A 17,641-nucleotide genomic window follows, 5' to 3' on the forward strand; every position below is an offset into this window, starting at 1 on the left:
CCAGTCTAAGGGGCATCCGATAGTTCAATGATATCGAAGGCGCGAGTCACGCGTGAGACACCATTTACATTGCGAGCGATGTCAACGGCTGCGTTGGCTTCCTGCATGGTCAAGCTGCCCATTAAGAATACTTCACTGTTTTCAACAATCACTTCGACATTGAGCGTCGGCACAGTCTCGTCGGCGACAAATTGAGCACGGATCTTAGAAGCCAACCAGATATCATTTGCCTGAGTGCTAGCACCAATTGGTTCACCAATCCGAATTTGATTGTGGATTTTGTCAATATTACTAACCTTCTGAGCGGCATGTGCGGCTTCATTGCGTAACGCCTCGCTGGGGGCTTGGCCGGTAAGCAGTGCAACGGAGTTGTAGACGTGTACTTGAATGTTAGTGCGCTCTTTAAGGGCTTCACTTTGTCCAAGCTCATAGGCTACTTTTCCTGCGGTAGTAGTATCGTCTAACTGTGTGCCGAGTGTACGACGATCATTAGCACTAACTGCGGCTACAGTGCCAGCGGCACCAACCGCTAAGACAGTGCAACCAGTTTGGACTGATAAAACTACACCGGCTAGTAGGCTATATCGTATACAACGCCACGCGCTTGTCGCCATTAGTTGTCCTCACTTACCGGGAAGAGTGTGTCATCTATACATTCACACAGGTTGTGGATGATCAATAAGTGGACTTCCTGAATACGAGCCGTTCGCGAAGAAGGCACGCGAATTTCAACATCGTTTGGTCCGAAGAAGCCAGCCATCTCACCGCCGTCTTTGCCGGTGAGTGCAACGATAGTCATATCTCTGGAGAGAGCTGCTTGCATCGCATTGATGACATTGCGTGAATTACCACTGGTTGAGATTGCCAATAGAATATCACCTGGTTGACCCAACGCTCGCACTTGCTTCGCAAATACTTCGTCGTAGCTGTAATCATTGGCGATGGAGGTCAATGTTGAACTATCAGTGCTCAAGGCTACTGCGGGAAGGCTGGGACGATCGCGCTCGTAGCGATTGAGTAACTCTGACGAGAAGTGTTGCGCATCACCCGCTGAACCACCATTACCACAGCTGAGGATTTTATTGCCATTGATCAAACACTCGGTCATCATCATGGCCGCTTTTTCAATCGCTTCAGGCAAGACTTCCATCGCCGATAATTTGGTTTGCACACTTTCGGTGAAATTCGCTTTAATTTTTTCCAGCATTCTGATTATCCTGTGACATTTTTAATCCACTCGATTGACGTATCGGTCAAGGCAATAAAGTCGATACGTATCGGGGTGTGGTATTCATTGAGATGATTATCTAACAAAAAAACTCTCACCGCATTAAGGACTTTACGTTGTTTGTGATATGAGAGTTGTTCAACTGCATTACCAAACATTTGTTTGGAACGATATTTGACTTCAACAAATACCCAAGTGTTTAGTTGCTTAAAAATCATATCTATTTCACCGCACTTACAGCGATAGTTACGGCTAATAAACGTTAGCCCTTGTTCCTCCAAATAGCGTTGTGCTCGCGTTTCGGCAGCTGCACCAATTCTGCTAGAAGTCGGTTTAGGGTTGTGCAATCACGCGTACCTGCTCAGCATCAATTACAGCCAGCGGCAATTGTCGCTCAACTTCATTGTTCGAGTTAATACTCAGTTGACCGCTCATTGCTGATACTGATAATTGCGGTATTGCGGCCATGTGGGGAAATTGCTCGAACTGTGAAAAAGCATCATATCCCAACGCAAACAAACGAAGGAGAGAATCGCGTTGATTCGGATAAAGAGTTTTGAGTTCTAGTGCTAGGTTTTGCCATTGGTGCTCTGGCATCATCCACGGTAAATCAATGAAATGCACATTCTGTAAGTCGCGCAATTGGTTTTTACTGACATCAAAACGAATACTGCGCGACGTTACATAGACTGGCACATCCTTGTTGTTAAACGGGCTTAAACTGGCTTCAATAACCGGATTGAGAAGCTCTGTTTGTTCTGGGCTAGCAAAAGCAACAATAGCATCAATATCCCGACGATTGCGCGGAACATTGTACAACTCAGGTACTAACATACGCTCTAGCTGGCGAATGCGATCGCGACTTTGGGCTACATCCAAAGCTTCGCCAACACCTTCACGCATACTGTCTGTGCTATCAAAGCTTACAACCGTAATGCCTTGATTATCCGTTTGACCATTTAACGCTCGCCACTGGGCTAAAAAGGCGGCGGCCAATCGCTGGTTAATGGCATCATTGCCATGCACCATGATCGGTGCGCGATAACCCGAGTTATAGACATGCCTTGCTAGCTGTTTAGCTTCGTCTTCGGGCGCGAGGGCAAAATATAAGCGCGGACCAATGGTTGCGACATATTCAGTTGTACTGGTTGTTTCGACCTGCTCGGTATCGAGGGCAGGAATCACTGCTACGTTTTGTGAATCTCGCGCTGCAATCGGTTGGTCTATGCGGTTTAACGCTAGCATAACGGTACTTGGGTTTACCATTGCGCTAACGCGTTCAATATTTTCTTTTAATAACGGACCCACAACCAAATCCACTGTTTGTAAATCCGCTTGAATAACCTCGTCAGTTAGGGTTTCTGTATCGTAAAACGCAAGTTCGATTGGCTCAGTTGATATAAGACTGGATTGGTCAAAGTAAGCAGTCAGAATGCCTTGTTTTATGGCGTTACCTTGTGCGGCTAAGCGACCGCTCAGCGGCAACAGCACCGCAACTTTTTGTGGGGGGGCAACCCTAACCTCAAGACCCGCGAGCAATTCCGCCGGCGGGGTGACTGCTAGTGGATGAGCAGGATACTGAGTAACAAAATTACGGTACGCCTGCTGAAGTGCTGCAGGGGAGGCACCGTATTGATTTAACATAGCAATTACTGCTGTCCATGGTCGCAACTGTGCACTAGTGCGCGCCGCTTGGCGCAGGGTATTTTGGTCGAGCTGGTTTAGCCATTGCCATACATCACTGACCTGACTTTCATTAAGCTCCGGTAGGCGTGTTACCGATTTGGCTGCTTCTAACCATTGGCGTTTATCTACGAATAATTGCGTTTGTAAGTTAATCCGGCGCTCTTCTAGCTCGGCATCAGCAAACGATTGTGCAAGTAATTCAATGCGATGCTCGGGAGAAATGGCGTGAGCGGGGGCACACTCGGCTAATAACAGATCACTCAATTGTTGATTTTGTCGATTAGCTAGCGTGTCTTTAACCGCGTTAAGGACCACGAGCGCTTGGTAACATTGTTGTTCTTGACGGTAGGTATTTGCGGCCTCTAGTAAGTAGCGGTTGCGTAACGCTAGATTTTGTTCCTCTGCTCCAAGGCTTTGTGCATCGCTTAGCCATTCTTCTGCGGTTTTTACCGTTGTTACTTGCTCTACCTGTTCGCTGGGAATGCGATCGGTTGGACTAGATTGCACTACCGGTTGCGGCGTCGAACCACAGCCTGATAACACCGCTGTACCTAGCAAAACAGTGGCAGCTAAAGTGCGTCGAGGCGACAAATTACGTGCAAATCCGACCATGAAAACGAAAAACTCTATTAATCTAAACGCGATGTTGTCAGTTTAACACTAGGCAGAAGCGATACTCTAGCGTAAGAGCAATAAAACCGCCAAATGTTCAGGTTGGGTTCATGTGTACAGTCAACTCCATGCTACACTTGCCGCGAAGTAGTTAATTGGGCGCATAGGCTATACAACCATGACTGATATGGATCTACAATCTTCAAACTATGAATCACACGCTGTAGAGAGCGGAACTTTATATATTGTACCCACGCCTATTGGTAATTTGGGGGATATAAGTCAACGTGCGATTGATGTGCTAGCTAACGTTGATTGGGTAGCGGCTGAAGATACGCGCCATAGCAAGCGTTTGTTTGACCATTTGGGCCTGCGTGTGCGCAGCCTATCGTTGCATCAACACAATGAATCTCAACGCAGTGAATTATTGTGTAATCATTTGCGCAATGGGCAGAGTGTGGCCTTGGTTAGCGATGCTGGGACACCGCTCATCAGTGACCCAGGCTATGTGTTAGTCCAGCATTGTCGTGAACAGGGGGTTCCTGTGACTGCACTACCCGGGCCTTGCGCCGCAATTACTGCGCTGAGTGCCTCAGGGCTACCCACCGATAAATTCCAATTTGTTGGCTTTTTGCCAGTCAAACAACAAGCGCTGAATGAAGCAGTTAAAGCGCTCGCGGCAGCACCTTTAACCTCGGTATGTTACGAATCTCCACGACGCGTAACAGCGACTTTAAATGCGTTGGCCGAGCACTGTGCCAAAGGGCAACAGATTGTATTGGCTAAGGAGCTAACCAAAGCGTTTGAGTCCTATGTAAGCGGCGATGCTGAAACGATACTGACATGGTTTGAAGAAGACGAACGCCGGCTGAAAGGGGAATTTGTTTTAATGATTGCGCCTGCGCCTGATACCGACCAAGCAATCTCGCCAGAGGCTCTTGCTTTATTACAGGCACTTGGCGGCCTACTTCCCCCGAAAAAAGCAGCTGCGGTTGTTGCTCAGCACTATGGATTAAAGAAAAATAGCTTGTATAAGCTACTCATTACAGACAACTAGTATCTTAACTCTGACTACCTAAGGCATCCGGCAAGAGAAACAGCACTGATAGCTGTAACCCATAATGGTCGAATCTGCGTATAGGTTGTTCTTCTAGTAAAAGCGATGAGTATGAGTAGCTTCGCGGTAAATACAGCAAAGCATGTTTACAGCTCTGGTACACTCAGTCGCTTTGTTACATTAGCGATTTACAAGGTACTTGGTGTTGAACAAAACAATTATTGGCGCAGCAGCGCTGGCAGTTCAGTCAATGGCTGCGGAGCAAACCACTGAACTCGACAATATAGAACGCATAACCACAACGACTTCGCGGTTTGAAACAGTAGCGTTGAGTTATCCGCGCGCGCTAAATTGGGTATCAGCAGAAACCTTGGCGACAGTCGAGCCACAACATATTCAACAAGTACTTAACCGCATCGCTGGCGTTAACTTACAGCGTGGTAATGGTCAAGAATATCTTCCCGCTATCCGCTCGCCGGTTTTTACTGGTGCTGGCGCGTGCGGTGAACTATTAACTACTGAAGATGGGATTGCGCTGCGCTCTGCTGGTTTTTGTAATATCAATGAGCTCTTTGAGGCCGGTACTGAGTACGCGCAATCTATCGAAGTACTCAAAGGCCCAGGTACGGTTATTTATGGCTCAAATGCCATGCATGGTGTGGTCAATGTGGTCACGCGCAATCCGATTGATGCGCCAGAGTTTGTCGGTTTGGAGTTGGGCTCTTATGGGTTTAAACGCCTCACAACCAGTGCTGGCAATAATGCCGATGAGCATGGTTTGGGGATTAACCTAGCAATCACCGACGATACCGGCTATCGCGATGAAGAAGGGTTTGAACAAGCTAAAGTACATGTACGGTATCGCACCCGACTCGATAATGTCGATGTTAGCGCGGGGTTGAGCCTAAGTAGCCTAGATCAGGAAACCGCAACATTTATTACTGGCCTTGATAGTTATCGCGATGCCGAAATCGCTCAGTCTAACGTTAATCCGGAAGCCTACCGCAAGGCGGATTCTGCCCGTTTGTGGATCCGCTTTTCCGGTATCCAGCAATCGGCTGACAACGCTTATGAGTGGCAAGTAACCCCTTATGTTCGCTATCAAGATATGGACTTTTTGATGCATTTTTTGCCAGGTCAGCCGAATGAACTTAACGATCAAACCAGTCTTGGTGTGTTATCAAGTGCACAGTGGCAGTTAGCGCCAGATGTAAGTGTAACGGTAGGTGCTGATGCAGAAATTACCGATGCGAGCTTGCAGCAAATCCAAGCTAATCCAACCCAAGGCTCCCCATTTTTACAAGCGACAATCCCCGCTGGTCGCCAGTATGACTATGCGGTAGATGCGACTATGGTGGCCGCTTACGGTGAACTCAATTGGGATTTGACCGATGCGTGGCAGCTGTCAGCCGGTGCCCGCTGGGAACGGATTGAATACGACTACGATAACCTGATGGTCAGTGGTCGTGTGGATGAAAATGGCAATACCTGTGGTTTTGGTGGGTGTCGTTATTCGCGCCCGGACGATCGCACCGATAGCTTCAGTGAGTTTTCGCCGCAAGTGTCGATGTCCTATCAACTCGACCCACAACAAATGCTATTTGTGGTGCTAGCCCAAGGCTATCGTGCTCCGCAAGCAACTGAACTCTACCGTTTGCAGCGCGCACAAACGGTCGCTGAGCTAGATAGCGTTAAAGCGCAAAACCTGGAAGTAGGTTACAAGTGGATAAGTTCGGCACTGGAGGTACAAGTTGCGCTTTATCACATGGATAAAGACAATGTGATATTCCGCGATTCGGATTTCTTTAACCGTTCAGATGCTGAAACGCGTCACCAAGGTGTTGAATTAACAATTGGCTTCCAAATCAACGAGCAATGGCGTTTATCAACGGCTATGACGTATGGCCGTCATCAGTATCGCAATGATTTGGGCAATCTATTGCTGGCGGGCAACGATATGGATACCGCACCGCGCCGTTTGGCGACTGCACAATTGCAGTGGACCCCTACGGATAGCTTAACCGGTGAGATTGATTGGCGTTATACCAGCGAGTATTTCTTGGAGCCAGAAAATGAGCGCCTGTACAACGGTCACAATATTGTGGATTTACGTATGCGCTGGCAGCTCAATGACAACTGGCAGCTCACAGGACAGGTTTTGAATGCGTTAGACAGAGCCTATGCAGAGCGCGCTGACTATACAGTATTCTCTGGGCCTCGCTATTTCCCGGGACGCCCTCGCTCGGTGCAAATGGGCGTCGAATACCAGTTTTAATGTTTTAGTCTTATGACAAACGGCTACGGAAATCTTCGTAGCCGAATTGACGCACGATGTCTAACGCCCCGTCTTTACGCAAAATAGCGATAGCAGGATGCTCGACGCCATTGAAGAAGGTGGTTTTCACCATGGTGTAATGCATCATATCCTCGAACTGGATACGGTCACCGGTCTGTAGCGGCTGGTCAAAACTAAATACATCAATCACATCGCCAGCCAAACAAGAGTTGCCACCAATGCGATATTCGTGTGGTTTATCACCCGGCATGCCAGCACCTAAAATACGCGGTCGGTAAGGCATCTCAAGCACATCTGGCATATGCGCAGTGACTGAGATATCCAATATTGCAATTTTGCCTTCATTCTCGACGATATCGACGACTTCGGCAATCAATGGTCCGGTATCCCACGCGACTGCTGAGCCCGGCTCCATAATGATTTCTAAGTGTGGATATTTCGCTTTGAATTCACGTAGGGCAGCAATAAGGTGTTCAACGTTATATCCCTCGCGGGTCATTAAGTGACCACCACCGAGATTGAGCCATTTTAACTGTGGTAACCATGCGGCAAACTTGGCGTCTATTGCTTTCAACGTCCGTTCGGTCGCAAACGAATCACACTCACACAAGTTGTGCACATGAAAACCGTCAATCCCAGTAAGGTCGACATGACGCAGCTCGTCTGCTCGGATCCCTAAACGCGAACCTGGCGCGCACGGATCGTACAGCGGCGTCTCCGCTTCTTGATTCTCTGGGTTAACCCGCAGGCCAAGCGACACACCTGCGCTGGTAAGTACATCGCGGTGCTGATGCCACTGAGCGATACTGTTAAACGACAGGTGGTCAACTAAGGTACTGAGCACTTTAATATCTGCGGTTTTATACGCCGGAGAATAAGCGTGTACCTCACCGCCCATTTCACCACGCGCCAATTGCGCTTCCCATACCGAACTAGCGGTAGCGCCATGCAAATATTGTTTGACTAAATCAAAGGTTGACCACATGGAAAAACCTTTGAGCGCGAGAATGATTTTAACCCCGGCGGCTTTTTGAACATGTGCCATTAGCTTGAGGTTTTGCTCTAAGCGCTCTTCGATCATCACATAACAGGGTGATGGAATATCTTTGCGGTCAACCAGATTCATTGTAGTTCGGCCTTATCGTTTAAATGGGCTATCACACTCAATCACATGCCAAGGTAGGCCGTGTTCGTTGAGCATTGCCATAAACGGATCAGGATCGAATTGTTCCATATTCCATACACCAGGCTTTTTCCACGTACCGTTGAGCATCAAAGCAGAGCCAATCATAGCTGGCACACCTGTAGTGTAAGAAACGGCTTGTGCTCCCACCTCTTCGTAACATGCAGCGTGATCACAGTTGTTGTAGATGAAGATGGTTTTTTCTTGGCCATCTTTAACACCCGTTATGTAGGTACCGATACAGGTTTTTCCGGTGTAACCTTCCGCCAGAGAGCCTGGGTTAGGTAATACGGCTTTGAGGAATTCAAGCGGCACGATTTGCTGACCTTGGTACTCAATCGGTTCGATGCTCGTCATGCCAATTCCCTCGAGCACGCGCAGGTGAGTAAGATAGGCTTCACCAAATGTCATCCAAAAACGCGCGCGTTTCAACGTTGGAAAGTGCTTCACTAATGACTCTAGTTCTTCATGGAACATCAAGTATGAAGCGCGTACACCAATGTTTTGGTAATCGAGATCTTCGCGTACGCTTAGTGGGTCCGTTTCTTTCCACTCACCGTCTTCCCAGAAGCGACCGCGCTGGGTAATTTCACGGATGTTGATTTCTGGGTTGAAGTTGGTCGCAAAGGCTTGACCGTGATCACCGCCATTACAATCAACGATGTCAAGGTAGTGAATTTCATCAAAATAATGCTTGGCAGCATATGCGGTGTAAACATTTGTTACGCCCGGGTCAAAACCTGAGCCCAATAACGCCATGATGCCAGCATCTTGGAATTTTTGTTGATACGCCCATTGCCAAGAATACTCAAATTTGGCCTCGTCTTTCGGCTCGTAATTAGCAGTATCAAGATAATCGGTTTTAGTCGCTAAACACGCATCCATGATCGGCAGATCTTGGTAGGGCAGAGCTAAGTTAATCACCAAATCGGGTTGCACTTCATTGATGACAGCCTCAACTTCTGCAGCAATATCGGCGTTTAACGCATAAACACCCTTAACGCGGTCTTTACCGACTTCTTCTTGCAACGCCACACATTTCGATACGGTGCGGCTAGCCAAATAAATCTCGTCAAAATGCTCGGTTAAACGTGCACATTTTTTCACAGTTACCGCTGCGACACCGCCAGCGCCGATGATTAATACTCTTGCCATAATAGGTTCCAAAAGAGAGTTTTTGATTTGCGCTGAATGCTAGCAGTTAATTCCAATCTTGCAAGTGTTGGACAAACATAAACATCAGCGAGTTTTTAGTGCAGGCTAAAACGTACTGGGGGCACCAATGGCAACCCCTTGTGATGTTACTGCATATGGATAAAGTCGAGTGATTTCGGCGCCGCTGGCATCATTAATTTGTACTACGATAACGTCGCTTTCGCCGTGTTTAGGATCAACCACATTGGCTAAGTACGCCACAACGCTATTAGTACGTTGAGTTTGAAAACTGCGCTCAACAATCAACCATTCGAGCATTTCAATCATATTGCCATTTTCCGCTTGCTCTTCGTCGCAGCATACGCACTGTACGTCACCGTCTATGGACAATACCGCAAAGGGGTAGATTGAGTCAGTGTACTTCAGCAATGCAGCCGCGAATTGCACCGCGCGGTCGATCAGCGGTTCGCATTCGGTTAAGGCATGAAGTGCTGTGGAATGTCGCATGCAGTCCTCGCCAGTTTTAGGTAGCAGAAAAAGAGTAAGGTTACTGCCTTAAACGTATGGTTCAACCATTCGGTTCAATTGCTGGCGCGTCAACGAGCGCCTTGTAAACCACCAGTATGTAGAAAAACGAGCGTTGCCCCCGTTGCAAATTGACCGCGACTAACCAATTGCTGCATGGCATGTAAGGCTTTACCTGAATAAACTGGCTCTAGTGGGAGATTGAGTTGCGCGCTATGCCGTTGGCAAAAGTGAGCTAATTCATCTGTGACTTTTGCATAACCACCGTGATGAAAATCGTGCCAGATAGTGTAATCGCTGTGCTTGCGCTTATCGATAAGGTCTGCGACGAGCTTATCTACGTAATCCGCACCCTTTAACATGGCAATACCGTGCAGTTGGTCAATAGTAGAGTGTTTGGCGACACTTAACCCTGCGAGAGTACCACCACTGGCCACCGGCAGAATCAGTGCATCTATAGGCCTGTTAAATTCGTCTGCTAGTGATTGCATTCCTGCAAAGCACTGTTGTTGGCTGCCACCTTCAGGGATCACAACGTCAATGTCGTACTGTGCGGAGAGCTGGTTGATAAACTCCGTTTCGGTGCGCCGCTGATAATCTACTTTGTTGAGGTAAACAATCTCAGCCTGCCACGTAACAATGTCCTTCAGCATAGGTGTTTCGTTGCCGGTGTAATCGCCGCGTATAAATACCGTTAGGGGTATTTGTAGTTGCCAGCAACAGTATGCAAGGGCGTGGATGTGATTGGAGTAACCACCCCCAAAACTCGCCACGCGTGAAGGTCTGTGTTGCGCAAATTGCAGTATAGGTGCTGCCAGTTTGCGCCACTTGTTACCGGAGATCACTGGGTGGATCAAGTCATCCCGTTTGACATAAAGCTGATAGCGCTCAGCATTGGGCCAATCGGGATAAAACCGCTGTAGTGGCGATGGTACTTGAATAGAAAACAACCGGATCCTTTAAAAGCGATAGCTTAAGTTAACGCCCAATGATACCGGATTGTAATCTAGATTATCCAAAGCACCTACGGCATTTTCTTCAGCGTCAAGACTTACTCTGCTTAGGTCTTGCCAGCGAGCTTCAGTCGCTAGTGACCAATTTTGATTTAGCCTGTAGTCGGCCTGAAACATTAACTGCCATGTAATGTCGCCATCACCTGAATAGGAGCGCTCGACACTGCCTTGTTCTAAATCCAAGTCAATTTCTTGTACCCAGCCAAGGCCAGCGCCCAAGCTGACGTGCCATGGGCCGTTGGTGTACGCATGGTAATAGCCATTCAGATAAAAAATACTGGAAGCAAAATTGCCAGAAAAGCTATCGCCATTGGCATTCACTTGGGTATCAGAATCATTGGTGCGGTATTCCCAGTAAAGCTCAGTTGAGAAATCTTCAGAAATCTGTTTGCCTAACCCCGCACCAGCATAAAAGCCACTATCGATATTTGCATCCCAGCGATTGTTATCTGTGGCCGTTATTGCAGTGTTTGTTGCATCGGAGGACGTATCGGAGAGCTGGCTCAATCCAACGCTCGCCTTGGTGTACCAGGTTGAGTCGCTGGCAAGTGCGCTCGAGCTAAAAGTGATGGCGATTAACGCTGCGGTTAGCATGGGTTTATTAAGGTTGTTGTGAAAGTTGTACATTGCTATTCCTCGTGGTTTTAATGGTTGCGTTTAAGTCTACGAAAATGCGCATTACCACAAGGTTACGAGGGTATTAAATAACTGTAATTAAGCACCGTTATGCAGTTAAGTGTATGTTTTTAAATATTATTGTCTGTTTGTGAATGAGTTTTAATACTGGGGGAATTGATCAGGATCACAGGCTTTGCGTACTAATTATCAATTTAACAATGGAGTCTGGATATGAAACGCAGGTTTGCGACTCTGTACTTAATTCTCTCAATGGCAGGACCGGTAATGGCAGATCGAGCAACGATCGAACAATATATTGATGACCCACAAATTGTCGGTGAGGCCAAGTTTGAATATATCTTTTGGGATGTGTATACAGCGAAGCTATATGCGAGCGCCGGCGATTATGTCAGTGATAAGCCCTTCGCCTTGTCATTGACATACTTGCGCAACTTCGATGGCGACGACATTGCTAAGCGGTCGGTGAAAGAAATGAAATCACAAGGATTTAATGACGAGGAACAATTAGACCAGTGGCTAACGACAATGAATGAATTATTCCCGGATGTGAAAAAGGGCGAGACCATTACCGGCATTGCTGATGCACAAGGCGTTGCACATTTCTATCTCGATCAAAACAAGTTAGGCGAAGTAGATGATCCTGCTTTTACCCAATGGTTCTTTGCGATTTGGCTCAGTGACAAAACGTCTGAGCCAGGTCTGCGCAAAAAATTACTGAATTTATAAGGAGTTAGCAATGAGTAAACTTTCACAATGGGCGCCGCGCTTACTGGTAGTGCTGGGCGCTACATTTGGGCTAGCGGCGTGTAGTGTATCTATTGACGGCAATGACTATAAGTCAATTGAGCCGACGTTTGATATTAACCAATTTTTCAATGGTCAAGTGCGCGCCTGGGGGATAGTGCAAAATCGCAGCGGTGAAGTGGTTCAGCGCTTTATTGTTGATATTGATGGTCGTATTGAAACTGGTGAACTGATCCTCGATGAAACCTTTACCTACGGTGTTGGCGATGGCCCCAAAACCCGTATTTGGCGAATTGAGCAGCAAGCGCCTGGCAGTTTTATTGGCAACGCTGGCGATATTGCCGGCCCCGCAACTGGCACCGCATTCGGCAATGCGTTTAATTTTCGCTATGAGATGGATTTACCCGTCGACGATACTGAGTATCGCGTTGCATTTGACGACTGGTTTTGGGCATTCGATGAGCAAACCATGATGAACCGCAGTTATATTAAAAAGTTTGGCTTAGTCATGGCGGAAGTCACTATCTTTATGCAACGTCAAGAGTAACTCTAGATTACAACCCGGTGGGGAAGTAAAGGCTTACGCCAAGTCCGCTGCCAGTATGCAAGGGATTACTGGCAAAACGCAATTTGCCGCGATGTAACTTAACAATTGCGGCGACCATTGCCATTCCCAAGCCATTGCCTTTCGTCGTACGACTGCTTTCATCGCGGAAGAAGCGCTGGGTAATTTCATTGTGTTTATCCGCATCGATACCAATGCCACTGTCATTAATGCGAATAATCACTTCCCCGTTAGCGTAGCCGCAATACAATTGAATAAGGCCGTCTTCAGGCGTGAATTTAATCGCATTATCGAGAATATTGGCAACGCTCTGGAAAATGAGATCTTTGTCGCAAGTGGCAGAGGTAGGCTTTATCTCAGCGGCAATTCTAATGTTTTTGTCATCCGCTAAGGGTTGATACATCTCGACTACGTCGTGCACGATGTCATCAACGGCGTTAGTTTTGAATGCACAGCGCTTTTTGTCAGCTTCAATGTCGGCAATGCGCAATAAGCCGTTAAACATATCGAGGAGGTTGTCGGCTTCGTTTAACAGCGGCCTGGCGGTTTCTTCGTCAAATTGATTTTCAATGCGTTGACGCAGTCGGGTTAATGGCGTGCGTAAGTCATGCGCGATATTGTCTGATACTGACTTTATATTGTTTACCGAGTATTCGATTTCGCTGAGCATGCGATTTAGCGAAACAGCTAGCGAGCTCAAGTCATCCCAAGTACTCTCAACGGGCAAGCGCGCCGATAAATCGCCGGTGTTCATGATCCGGTCTGCGGTTTCAGAGATGTCGTTGATCCGTGAAACCACGTAGTAACCCACCCATAAACTGATACCCGCGATAAGACAAAGAACGAAAACGATTAACCAGCCAAAGGTGCGCCCAACCCATTGGGCGATCTCTAAATCATCAATTTTGCGGCCGATAAACAATTGATATTGCCCATCGAACACCATTGTGCGGCCCAACACATTGTAACTTTGTGCATCTTTTTCAATAGCACTTGGGATGTTGGCAACAAAGGAGCGGTCGATATTAAACACAGCAAGTCGATCGGTACGAAGTTCTTTGATATCCGTAGGCCAATCACTTAAGTTGCCCACGAGCATTTGCCCATCTTGATCTTGGATTGCATAGAACGAGCTATTGGTGGAGTCTTGCACCCGCATGCGCAATGTTTGAGTAACACCATCGATGCCTGCGAGATAATAGATTTCCTGGATCCCTTTGGCGTCAACATCGATGGCGGCTTCTGATTCGCGGATCAGTGTTTGATCAGAGCTTATTACAATAAAGTAGGCGATAAAAAACACACCGAGCATTAATAATGCGGTGAACAAAGCGCTCAGTGAAAAACTTGAGCTGCGCGAGAAATCGCGGATCGCCTTCACGAGAGCATTCGATCCTCAATATTGTCGCGCATGCGATAACCCGCACCGCGGACTGTCTCAATTAAGGGGACAGCAAAACCTTTGTCTATTTTTTGACGTAAGCGACTGATGTGTACATCGATGATGTTGGTTTGCGGGTCAAAGTTATAATCCCATACTTTTTCCAACAACATCGTACGTGTGATAACCCGCTCTTTATTGCGCATCAGGTATTCAAGTAGACGGAACTCACGACCTTGAAGCTCAATGCTCTGGTTAGCGCGATGTACTTTTCGGGTAAGCAGGTTGAGGGTCAGGTCAGCCGCGGTCAGAGTAACCTCAACATTTGACTGCTCGGGTGTCGCAGCTGAACGCTGTACCATGAGCTCTAAACGCGCCATTAATTCTTCGAATGCGAAAGGTTTGGTGAGGTAATCATCAGCACCCGAGCGCAAGCCGACAACTTTATCTTCAACTTTGCTTTTGGCGCTTAGGATTAGGACTGGGGTTTCCGAACGTTTGCTCCGCAAGTGTTGTAATACTTGCATGCCGTCCATTTCAGGCAGCATTCGATCAAGCACGATTGCGTCGTATTGACCGCTTTCTGCCATTTGTAGTCCGCGTTTACCATCTGCCGCTACGTCGCATGTAAGTGAAGCCTCGGTTAGCCCTTTGCGAATAAAGTGACTCACTGTAGGGTCGTCTTCAATGATTAGTACTTTCATAACCGTATTCCTATCGTTTGTATTGACTTATACGCCATGATGACTAAATAGTTTGCTCGACTATCGTTAATAAATTTTAATGATCAAACTGATAAATAAAGCGGTACCATCGATATCCGGTGTGACCACACCAGGTCCGCCGTTGGAGGAAAACTATGACAATTATGCTTTGGTGTTTGTTGGCGATTATCGTTATGCCCATTTTGGCGAAAGCGCCTTTGGCGTATGCGATGCATCAAATTAACGGCTATGACAACGCTCATCCACGTGACCAACAGGCGAAACTAACCGGGTTTGGCGCGCGAGCGCTTGCGGCCCATAAAAACAGTTTTGAAGCGATTGCCTACTTCGCACCAGCGGTACTCGCTGTAATCGCTGTAGATGCTATTGACTCTTTGGCACAAACCTTGGCACTCATTTTTGTGGCGACCCGGAGTTTCTATGTGGTGAGCTATTGGCTCAATTATGACAAACTGCGCAGCACGTTTTGGATGATTGGGTTTGGCTGTGCGCTGGCACTGATCATCCGCCTGTTGTAAAAAACAGCTATCGCCGTTAGCGTTGCATAAAACGGCGGCACGCTGGATAGGGTGTGAAGTTCTGGATCGCCCCTGTGGCAGTTATGGCTTGCACTGAGCGCCAATATTCGGGGGTCATCAAATCGCCATGCAGTTCTTTGAGAATATCCTTAAATACTTTTTTACCAATTATGAAGTGCTCGAACTGTTCTGGGAATACATCATTGGGCGCTACTGAAAGTGTGTCGAGTACATAGGGGTCATCGCTTTTGGGGAGCGCTCTGAAATTGCGTTCGTGCATAAAGCAAATCTCATCATAGTCATAAAACACTACGCGACCATGCTTCGTGATACCAAAATTTTTGTGCAACATATCGCCTGGGAAAATATTTGCCAACGCAATTTGCTTGATACACAAGCCCAGCTCATCAATCGCATTTCGTATCTTAACTGGATCAGTTTCCTGTTGCAGATATAAATTGAGCGGTGTCATTTTGCGCTCAATATAAAGATGTTTGATGATTACTTCATTGTCAGTCAGCTCAATACTAGAGGCACATGTTGCGAGCAACTCATCGAGAAGGCTGTCTTCGACGCGCTCGCGTGGCAGACGAAAGTTTACATACTCATGGGTGTCCGCCATACGGCCGATGCGATCGGATGTTTTCACTAATCGGTAGCAATCTTTGACGTGCTCACGCGTGATCTTTTTACTCTCAGCAAACTCATCCTTAATAATTTTAAAAACCACACCGTAGGAGGGGAGGTGGAATACCGCCATAACCAATCCGCGGATCCCGGGCGCAATGCAAAACTGGTCGTCGCTATTTTGTAAGTGCTGGAGAAAGTTGCGGTAAAACACTGTTTTCCCGTGTTTGTAAAAGCCCAAGCTCATATACAGCTCGAAGTGCTTTTTATTCGGCAAGAGTTCTTGCAAGAATGCGACAATTTCAGCCGGGTGTTGAGTGTCTGCCATGAAGTAAGAGCGGGCGAAACCAAAAATAACACTGAGATCTTTTTGTTCAGTCAACAACGCATCAACAAACAGTTCGTGTTGTTCGTTGGTTTGTAAGGCGATAACGAAAGGTACGGTTTCATCTGGCATACAGATACGGCCAATTAGATAAGCCGCTTTACCGCGGTAAAAAACCGGCTTTAACAGTTCTACAGCGTGCACGCTAGCCAGTTGTTCGCGATTGAGTTTACGTCGCAGTGCGACATCCATAAACTCTAAGTCGCGCTCCTTATCTTCAAAACCGATGTTGAAGCGATAGGTTTTTAAAATCGACTCGTGCATGGCGCGCACCGTGCCTGTGGTATCAAAGCTATTGACGACTTTGTCGCGGTCAGGGCCCGCTATAAAGCAACGCGAAGGCAACACAAACATTAAGCGGTCATCGATTTTGCGATGGCGGAAAATTTTACCAATGACTGAGTTGTAAAATGTTTCTGCGAGTTCGTATTGCGGATGGCTGTCGAGCAATAAGGTGAAATGTTCTTTTAACGCGATCCAAAATTCGAGATCTTGATGGTGCACGTGGACTTGCTGGTATATTTCGCTGACAATATCGGACAGGCTCTGCTCGTATATAGTGATGCGCTCTTTGACTGCATTTTGGGTGGCTTGCCACTGACCATTTTCAAAGCGATCTTGCGCGCCGCGCGTGATCCGCGAATACCATCGGTAACTTTTATCAAACCCGTTTAATATCTGATAGGCCACCTTGGCGCATAACTTCGGATCGTTCATACCTGTCCTTTTTAACCTGAGCGCGCTTAGATTAACAGGTACCGCCGGCAATACCAGCCGTGTAACGGTACTTTGCTACCAAAGGCTGAGTTTTTGAACGACGCGTAAACGATACGCATGAGTCTTCCTTTTTCGATTCATATCGGGTATTTTGGAATAATTATTGCTGCCGTTGACTACAAAAATAATAAAAAGGTGACAAGATGTCATTTCCGGTACTAATTTGCGATGACTCATCGCTAGCGCGAAAAATGGTCAAGCGAAGTCTGCCTGACGAGCTCAGCCAGGCTATATTTACTGCTGAAAATGGTCAGCAAGCGTTAGATATTCTTGAACAGCATCCTATCTCGCTGTTGTTTTTAGACCTGACAATGCCTTTTATGGACGGTGTTGAGGTATTAAAGATGATTAAGCAGAAATCGATTGAAGTCTTTGTTATTGTTATCTCGGGTGATATTCAGCCGCAAATGCAAGATCGTGTGCTGTCCCTTGGGGCGTTAGACTTTATCGAAAAACCCGTTGATTCAGCGCGTTTGCACGGCACGTTGCAACGCTTTGGTTTGTATTAAGCGATTGGTCAACTGG

At 47.1% G+C, this 17,641-nt stretch carries 18 protein-coding genes; 6 read left to right on the top strand and 12 right to left on the bottom strand.

Annotation, left to right across the window (positions count from 1 at the left end; all coding sequences use genetic code 11):
• Positions 1 to 5: 5 nt before the first annotated feature.
• From QTP81_RS02470 to QTP81_RS02485, 4 genes are read right to left on the bottom strand one after another with little or no spacing between them, the layout of a single operon-like run.
• Positions 6 to 614 (bottom strand): BON domain-containing protein, encoded by a 609-nt coding sequence (locus QTP81_RS02470; protein ID WP_289363484.1) that lies wholly within the window; start codon positions 612 to 614, stop codon positions 6 to 8.
• Entirely contained in the window at positions 614 to 1,207 is a 594-nt protein-coding gene (locus QTP81_RS02475) for a phosphoheptose isomerase (protein WP_289363485.1), read from the bottom strand. The genes QTP81_RS02470 and QTP81_RS02475 overlap by 1 nt, the downstream gene beginning before the upstream one ends.
• Before the next feature lie 5 nt (positions 1,208 to 1,212).
• Positions 1,213 to 1,575 carry a YraN family protein gene (locus QTP81_RS02480; RefSeq protein ID WP_289363486.1) on the bottom strand — a complete coding sequence of 121 codons (363 nt, stop codon included), beginning with the start codon at positions 1,573 to 1,575 and terminating at the stop codon, positions 1,213 to 1,215.
• Positions 1,562 to 3,526 (bottom strand): penicillin-binding protein activator, encoded by a 1,965-nt coding sequence (locus QTP81_RS02485; protein WP_289363487.1) that lies wholly within the window; start codon positions 3,524 to 3,526, stop codon positions 1,562 to 1,564. Before QTP81_RS02485 ends, QTP81_RS02480 begins: the two co-directional genes overlap by 14 nt.
• A 178-nt stretch (positions 3,527 to 3,704) precedes the next feature.
• Between QTP81_RS02485 and rsmI the strand changes: the two genes are divergently transcribed.
• Positions 3,705 to 4,583, top strand: a complete 879-nt coding sequence (gene rsmI / locus QTP81_RS02490) for a 16S rRNA (cytidine(1402)-2'-O)-methyltransferase (RefSeq protein ID WP_289363488.1) — start codon at positions 3,705 to 3,707, stop codon at positions 4,581 to 4,583.
• Between the two features lie 202 nt (positions 4,584 to 4,785).
• Entirely contained in the window at positions 4,786 to 6,858 is a 2,073-nt protein-coding gene (locus QTP81_RS02495; protein ID WP_289363489.1) for a TonB-dependent receptor, read from the top strand.
• A gap of 10 nt (positions 6,859 to 6,868) precedes the next feature.
• Here QTP81_RS02495 and nspC read toward each other — a convergent pair whose 3' ends face one another.
• The 5 genes from nspC to QTP81_RS02520 form a co-directional block, all read right to left on the bottom strand.
• Positions 6,869 to 8,005 carry a carboxynorspermidine decarboxylase gene (gene nspC, locus QTP81_RS02500; RefSeq protein ID WP_289363490.1) on the bottom strand — a complete coding sequence of 379 codons (1,137 nt, stop codon included), beginning with the start codon at positions 8,003 to 8,005 and terminating at the stop codon, positions 6,869 to 6,871.
• A gap of 12 nt (positions 8,006 to 8,017) precedes the next feature.
• Complete coding sequence (locus tag QTP81_RS02505) at positions 8,018 to 9,217, bottom strand: saccharopine dehydrogenase family protein (protein ID WP_289363491.1); 1,200 nt, start codon at positions 9,215 to 9,217, stop codon at positions 8,018 to 8,020.
• Between the two features lie 105 nt (positions 9,218 to 9,322).
• On the bottom strand, positions 9,323 to 9,724 hold the full coding sequence (locus QTP81_RS02510; RefSeq protein ID WP_289363492.1) for a hypothetical protein: 402 nt from the start codon (positions 9,722 to 9,724) through the stop codon (positions 9,323 to 9,325).
• Between the two features lie 89 nt (positions 9,725 to 9,813).
• Complete coding sequence (locus QTP81_RS02515) at positions 9,814 to 10,692, bottom strand: 1-aminocyclopropane-1-carboxylate deaminase/D-cysteine desulfhydrase (protein ID WP_289363493.1); 879 nt, start codon at positions 10,690 to 10,692, stop codon at positions 9,814 to 9,816.
• Positions 10,693 to 10,701: 9 nt separating this feature from the next.
• Positions 10,702 to 11,382: an outer membrane beta-barrel protein gene (locus QTP81_RS02520; protein WP_289363494.1), complete on the bottom strand. Its 681-nt coding sequence runs from the start codon at positions 11,380 to 11,382 to the stop codon at positions 10,702 to 10,704.
• Positions 11,383 to 11,604: 222 nt separating this feature from the next.
• Here QTP81_RS02520 and QTP81_RS02525 point away from each other — a divergent pair, with 222 nt between their 5' ends.
• A complete protein-coding gene (locus QTP81_RS02525) occupies positions 11,605 to 12,120 on the top strand; it encodes a chalcone isomerase family protein (protein ID WP_289363495.1) in 516 nt (171 codons plus the stop codon).
• 10 nt (positions 12,121 to 12,130) lie between these two features.
• Positions 12,131 to 12,685 (top strand): DUF3833 domain-containing protein, encoded by a 555-nt coding sequence (locus QTP81_RS02530; RefSeq protein WP_289363496.1) that lies wholly within the window; start codon positions 12,131 to 12,133, stop codon positions 12,683 to 12,685.
• Positions 12,686 to 12,692: 7 nt separating this feature from the next.
• Here the strand turns inward: QTP81_RS02530 and QTP81_RS02535 are convergent, their stop codons facing one another.
• Both QTP81_RS02535 and QTP81_RS02540 read right to left on the bottom strand, forming a co-directional pair.
• A complete protein-coding gene (locus QTP81_RS02535; RefSeq protein WP_289363498.1) occupies positions 12,693 to 14,084 on the bottom strand; it encodes a sensor histidine kinase in 1,392 nt (463 codons plus the stop codon).
• Positions 14,081 to 14,788 (bottom strand): response regulator transcription factor, encoded by a 708-nt coding sequence (locus QTP81_RS02540; protein ID WP_289363499.1) that lies wholly within the window; start codon positions 14,786 to 14,788, stop codon positions 14,081 to 14,083. Before QTP81_RS02540 ends, QTP81_RS02535 begins: the two co-directional genes overlap by 4 nt.
• 155 nt (positions 14,789 to 14,943) lie before the next feature.
• On the opposite strand from QTP81_RS02540, the gene QTP81_RS02545 reads away from it, so the two are divergent.
• A complete protein-coding gene (locus QTP81_RS02545; RefSeq protein WP_289363500.1) occupies positions 14,944 to 15,327 on the top strand; it encodes an MAPEG family protein in 384 nt (127 codons plus the stop codon).
• Between the two features lie 16 nt (positions 15,328 to 15,343).
• On the opposite strand, the gene aceK is transcribed toward QTP81_RS02545, so the two are convergent.
• Positions 15,344 to 17,056: a bifunctional isocitrate dehydrogenase kinase/phosphatase gene (aceK, locus tag QTP81_RS02550; RefSeq protein WP_289363501.1), complete on the bottom strand. Its 1,713-nt coding sequence runs from the start codon at positions 17,054 to 17,056 to the stop codon at positions 15,344 to 15,346.
• Positions 17,057 to 17,259: 203 nt separating this feature from the next.
• On the opposite strand from aceK, the gene QTP81_RS02555 reads away from it, so the two are divergent.
• Positions 17,260 to 17,625, top strand: a complete 366-nt coding sequence (locus QTP81_RS02555) for a response regulator (protein WP_289363503.1) — start codon at positions 17,260 to 17,262, stop codon at positions 17,623 to 17,625.
• Positions 17,626 to 17,641 lie beyond the last annotated feature (16 nt).

The sequence above is a fragment of the Neoalteromonas arenosi genome, from assembly GCF_030362855.1.
GTDB lineage: Bacteria > Pseudomonadota > Gammaproteobacteria > Enterobacterales > Alteromonadaceae > Alteromonas_E > Alteromonas_E arenosi.

Bases quoted from the DNA above. Each gene is read 5' to 3' on its own strand.
- QTP81_RS02470 (WP_289363484.1), bottom strand. From the start codon at position 614: ATGGCGACAAGCGCGTGGCGTTGTATACGATATAGCCTACTAGCCGGT.
- QTP81_RS02475 (WP_289363485.1), bottom strand. From the start codon at position 1,207: ATGCTGGAAAAAATTAAAGCGAATTTCACCGAAAGTGTGCAAACCAAA.
- QTP81_RS02485 (WP_289363487.1), bottom strand. From the start codon at position 3,526: ATGGTCGGATTTGCACGTAATTTGTCGCCTCGACGCACTTTAGCTGCC.
- rsmI (WP_289363488.1), top strand. From the start codon at position 3,705: ATGACTGATATGGATCTACAATCTTCAAACTATGAATCACACGCTGTA.
- nspC (WP_289363490.1), bottom strand. From the start codon at position 8,005: ATGAATCTGGTTGACCGCAAAGATATTCCATCACCCTGTTATGTGATG.
- QTP81_RS02505 (WP_289363491.1), bottom strand. From the start codon at position 9,217: ATGGCAAGAGTATTAATCATCGGCGCTGGCGGTGTCGCAGCGGTAACT.
- QTP81_RS02510 (WP_289363492.1), bottom strand. From the start codon at position 9,724: ATGCGACATTCCACAGCACTTCATGCCTTAACCGAATGCGAACCGCTG.
- QTP81_RS02520 (WP_289363494.1), bottom strand. From the start codon at position 11,382: ATGTACAACTTTCACAACAACCTTAATAAACCCATGCTAACCGCAGCG.
- QTP81_RS02525 (WP_289363495.1), top strand. From the start codon at position 11,605: ATGAAACGCAGGTTTGCGACTCTGTACTTAATTCTCTCAATGGCAGGA.
- QTP81_RS02530 (WP_289363496.1), top strand. From the start codon at position 12,131: ATGAGTAAACTTTCACAATGGGCGCCGCGCTTACTGGTAGTGCTGGGC.
- QTP81_RS02540 (WP_289363499.1), bottom strand. From the start codon at position 14,788: ATGAAAGTACTAATCATTGAAGACGACCCTACAGTGAGTCACTTTATT.
- QTP81_RS02545 (WP_289363500.1), top strand. From the start codon at position 14,944: ATGACAATTATGCTTTGGTGTTTGTTGGCGATTATCGTTATGCCCATT.
- aceK (WP_289363501.1), bottom strand. From the start codon at position 17,056: ATGAACGATCCGAAGTTATGCGCCAAGGTGGCCTATCAGATATTAAAC.
- QTP81_RS02555 (WP_289363503.1), top strand. From the start codon at position 17,260: ATGTCATTTCCGGTACTAATTTGCGATGACTCATCGCTAGCGCGAAAA.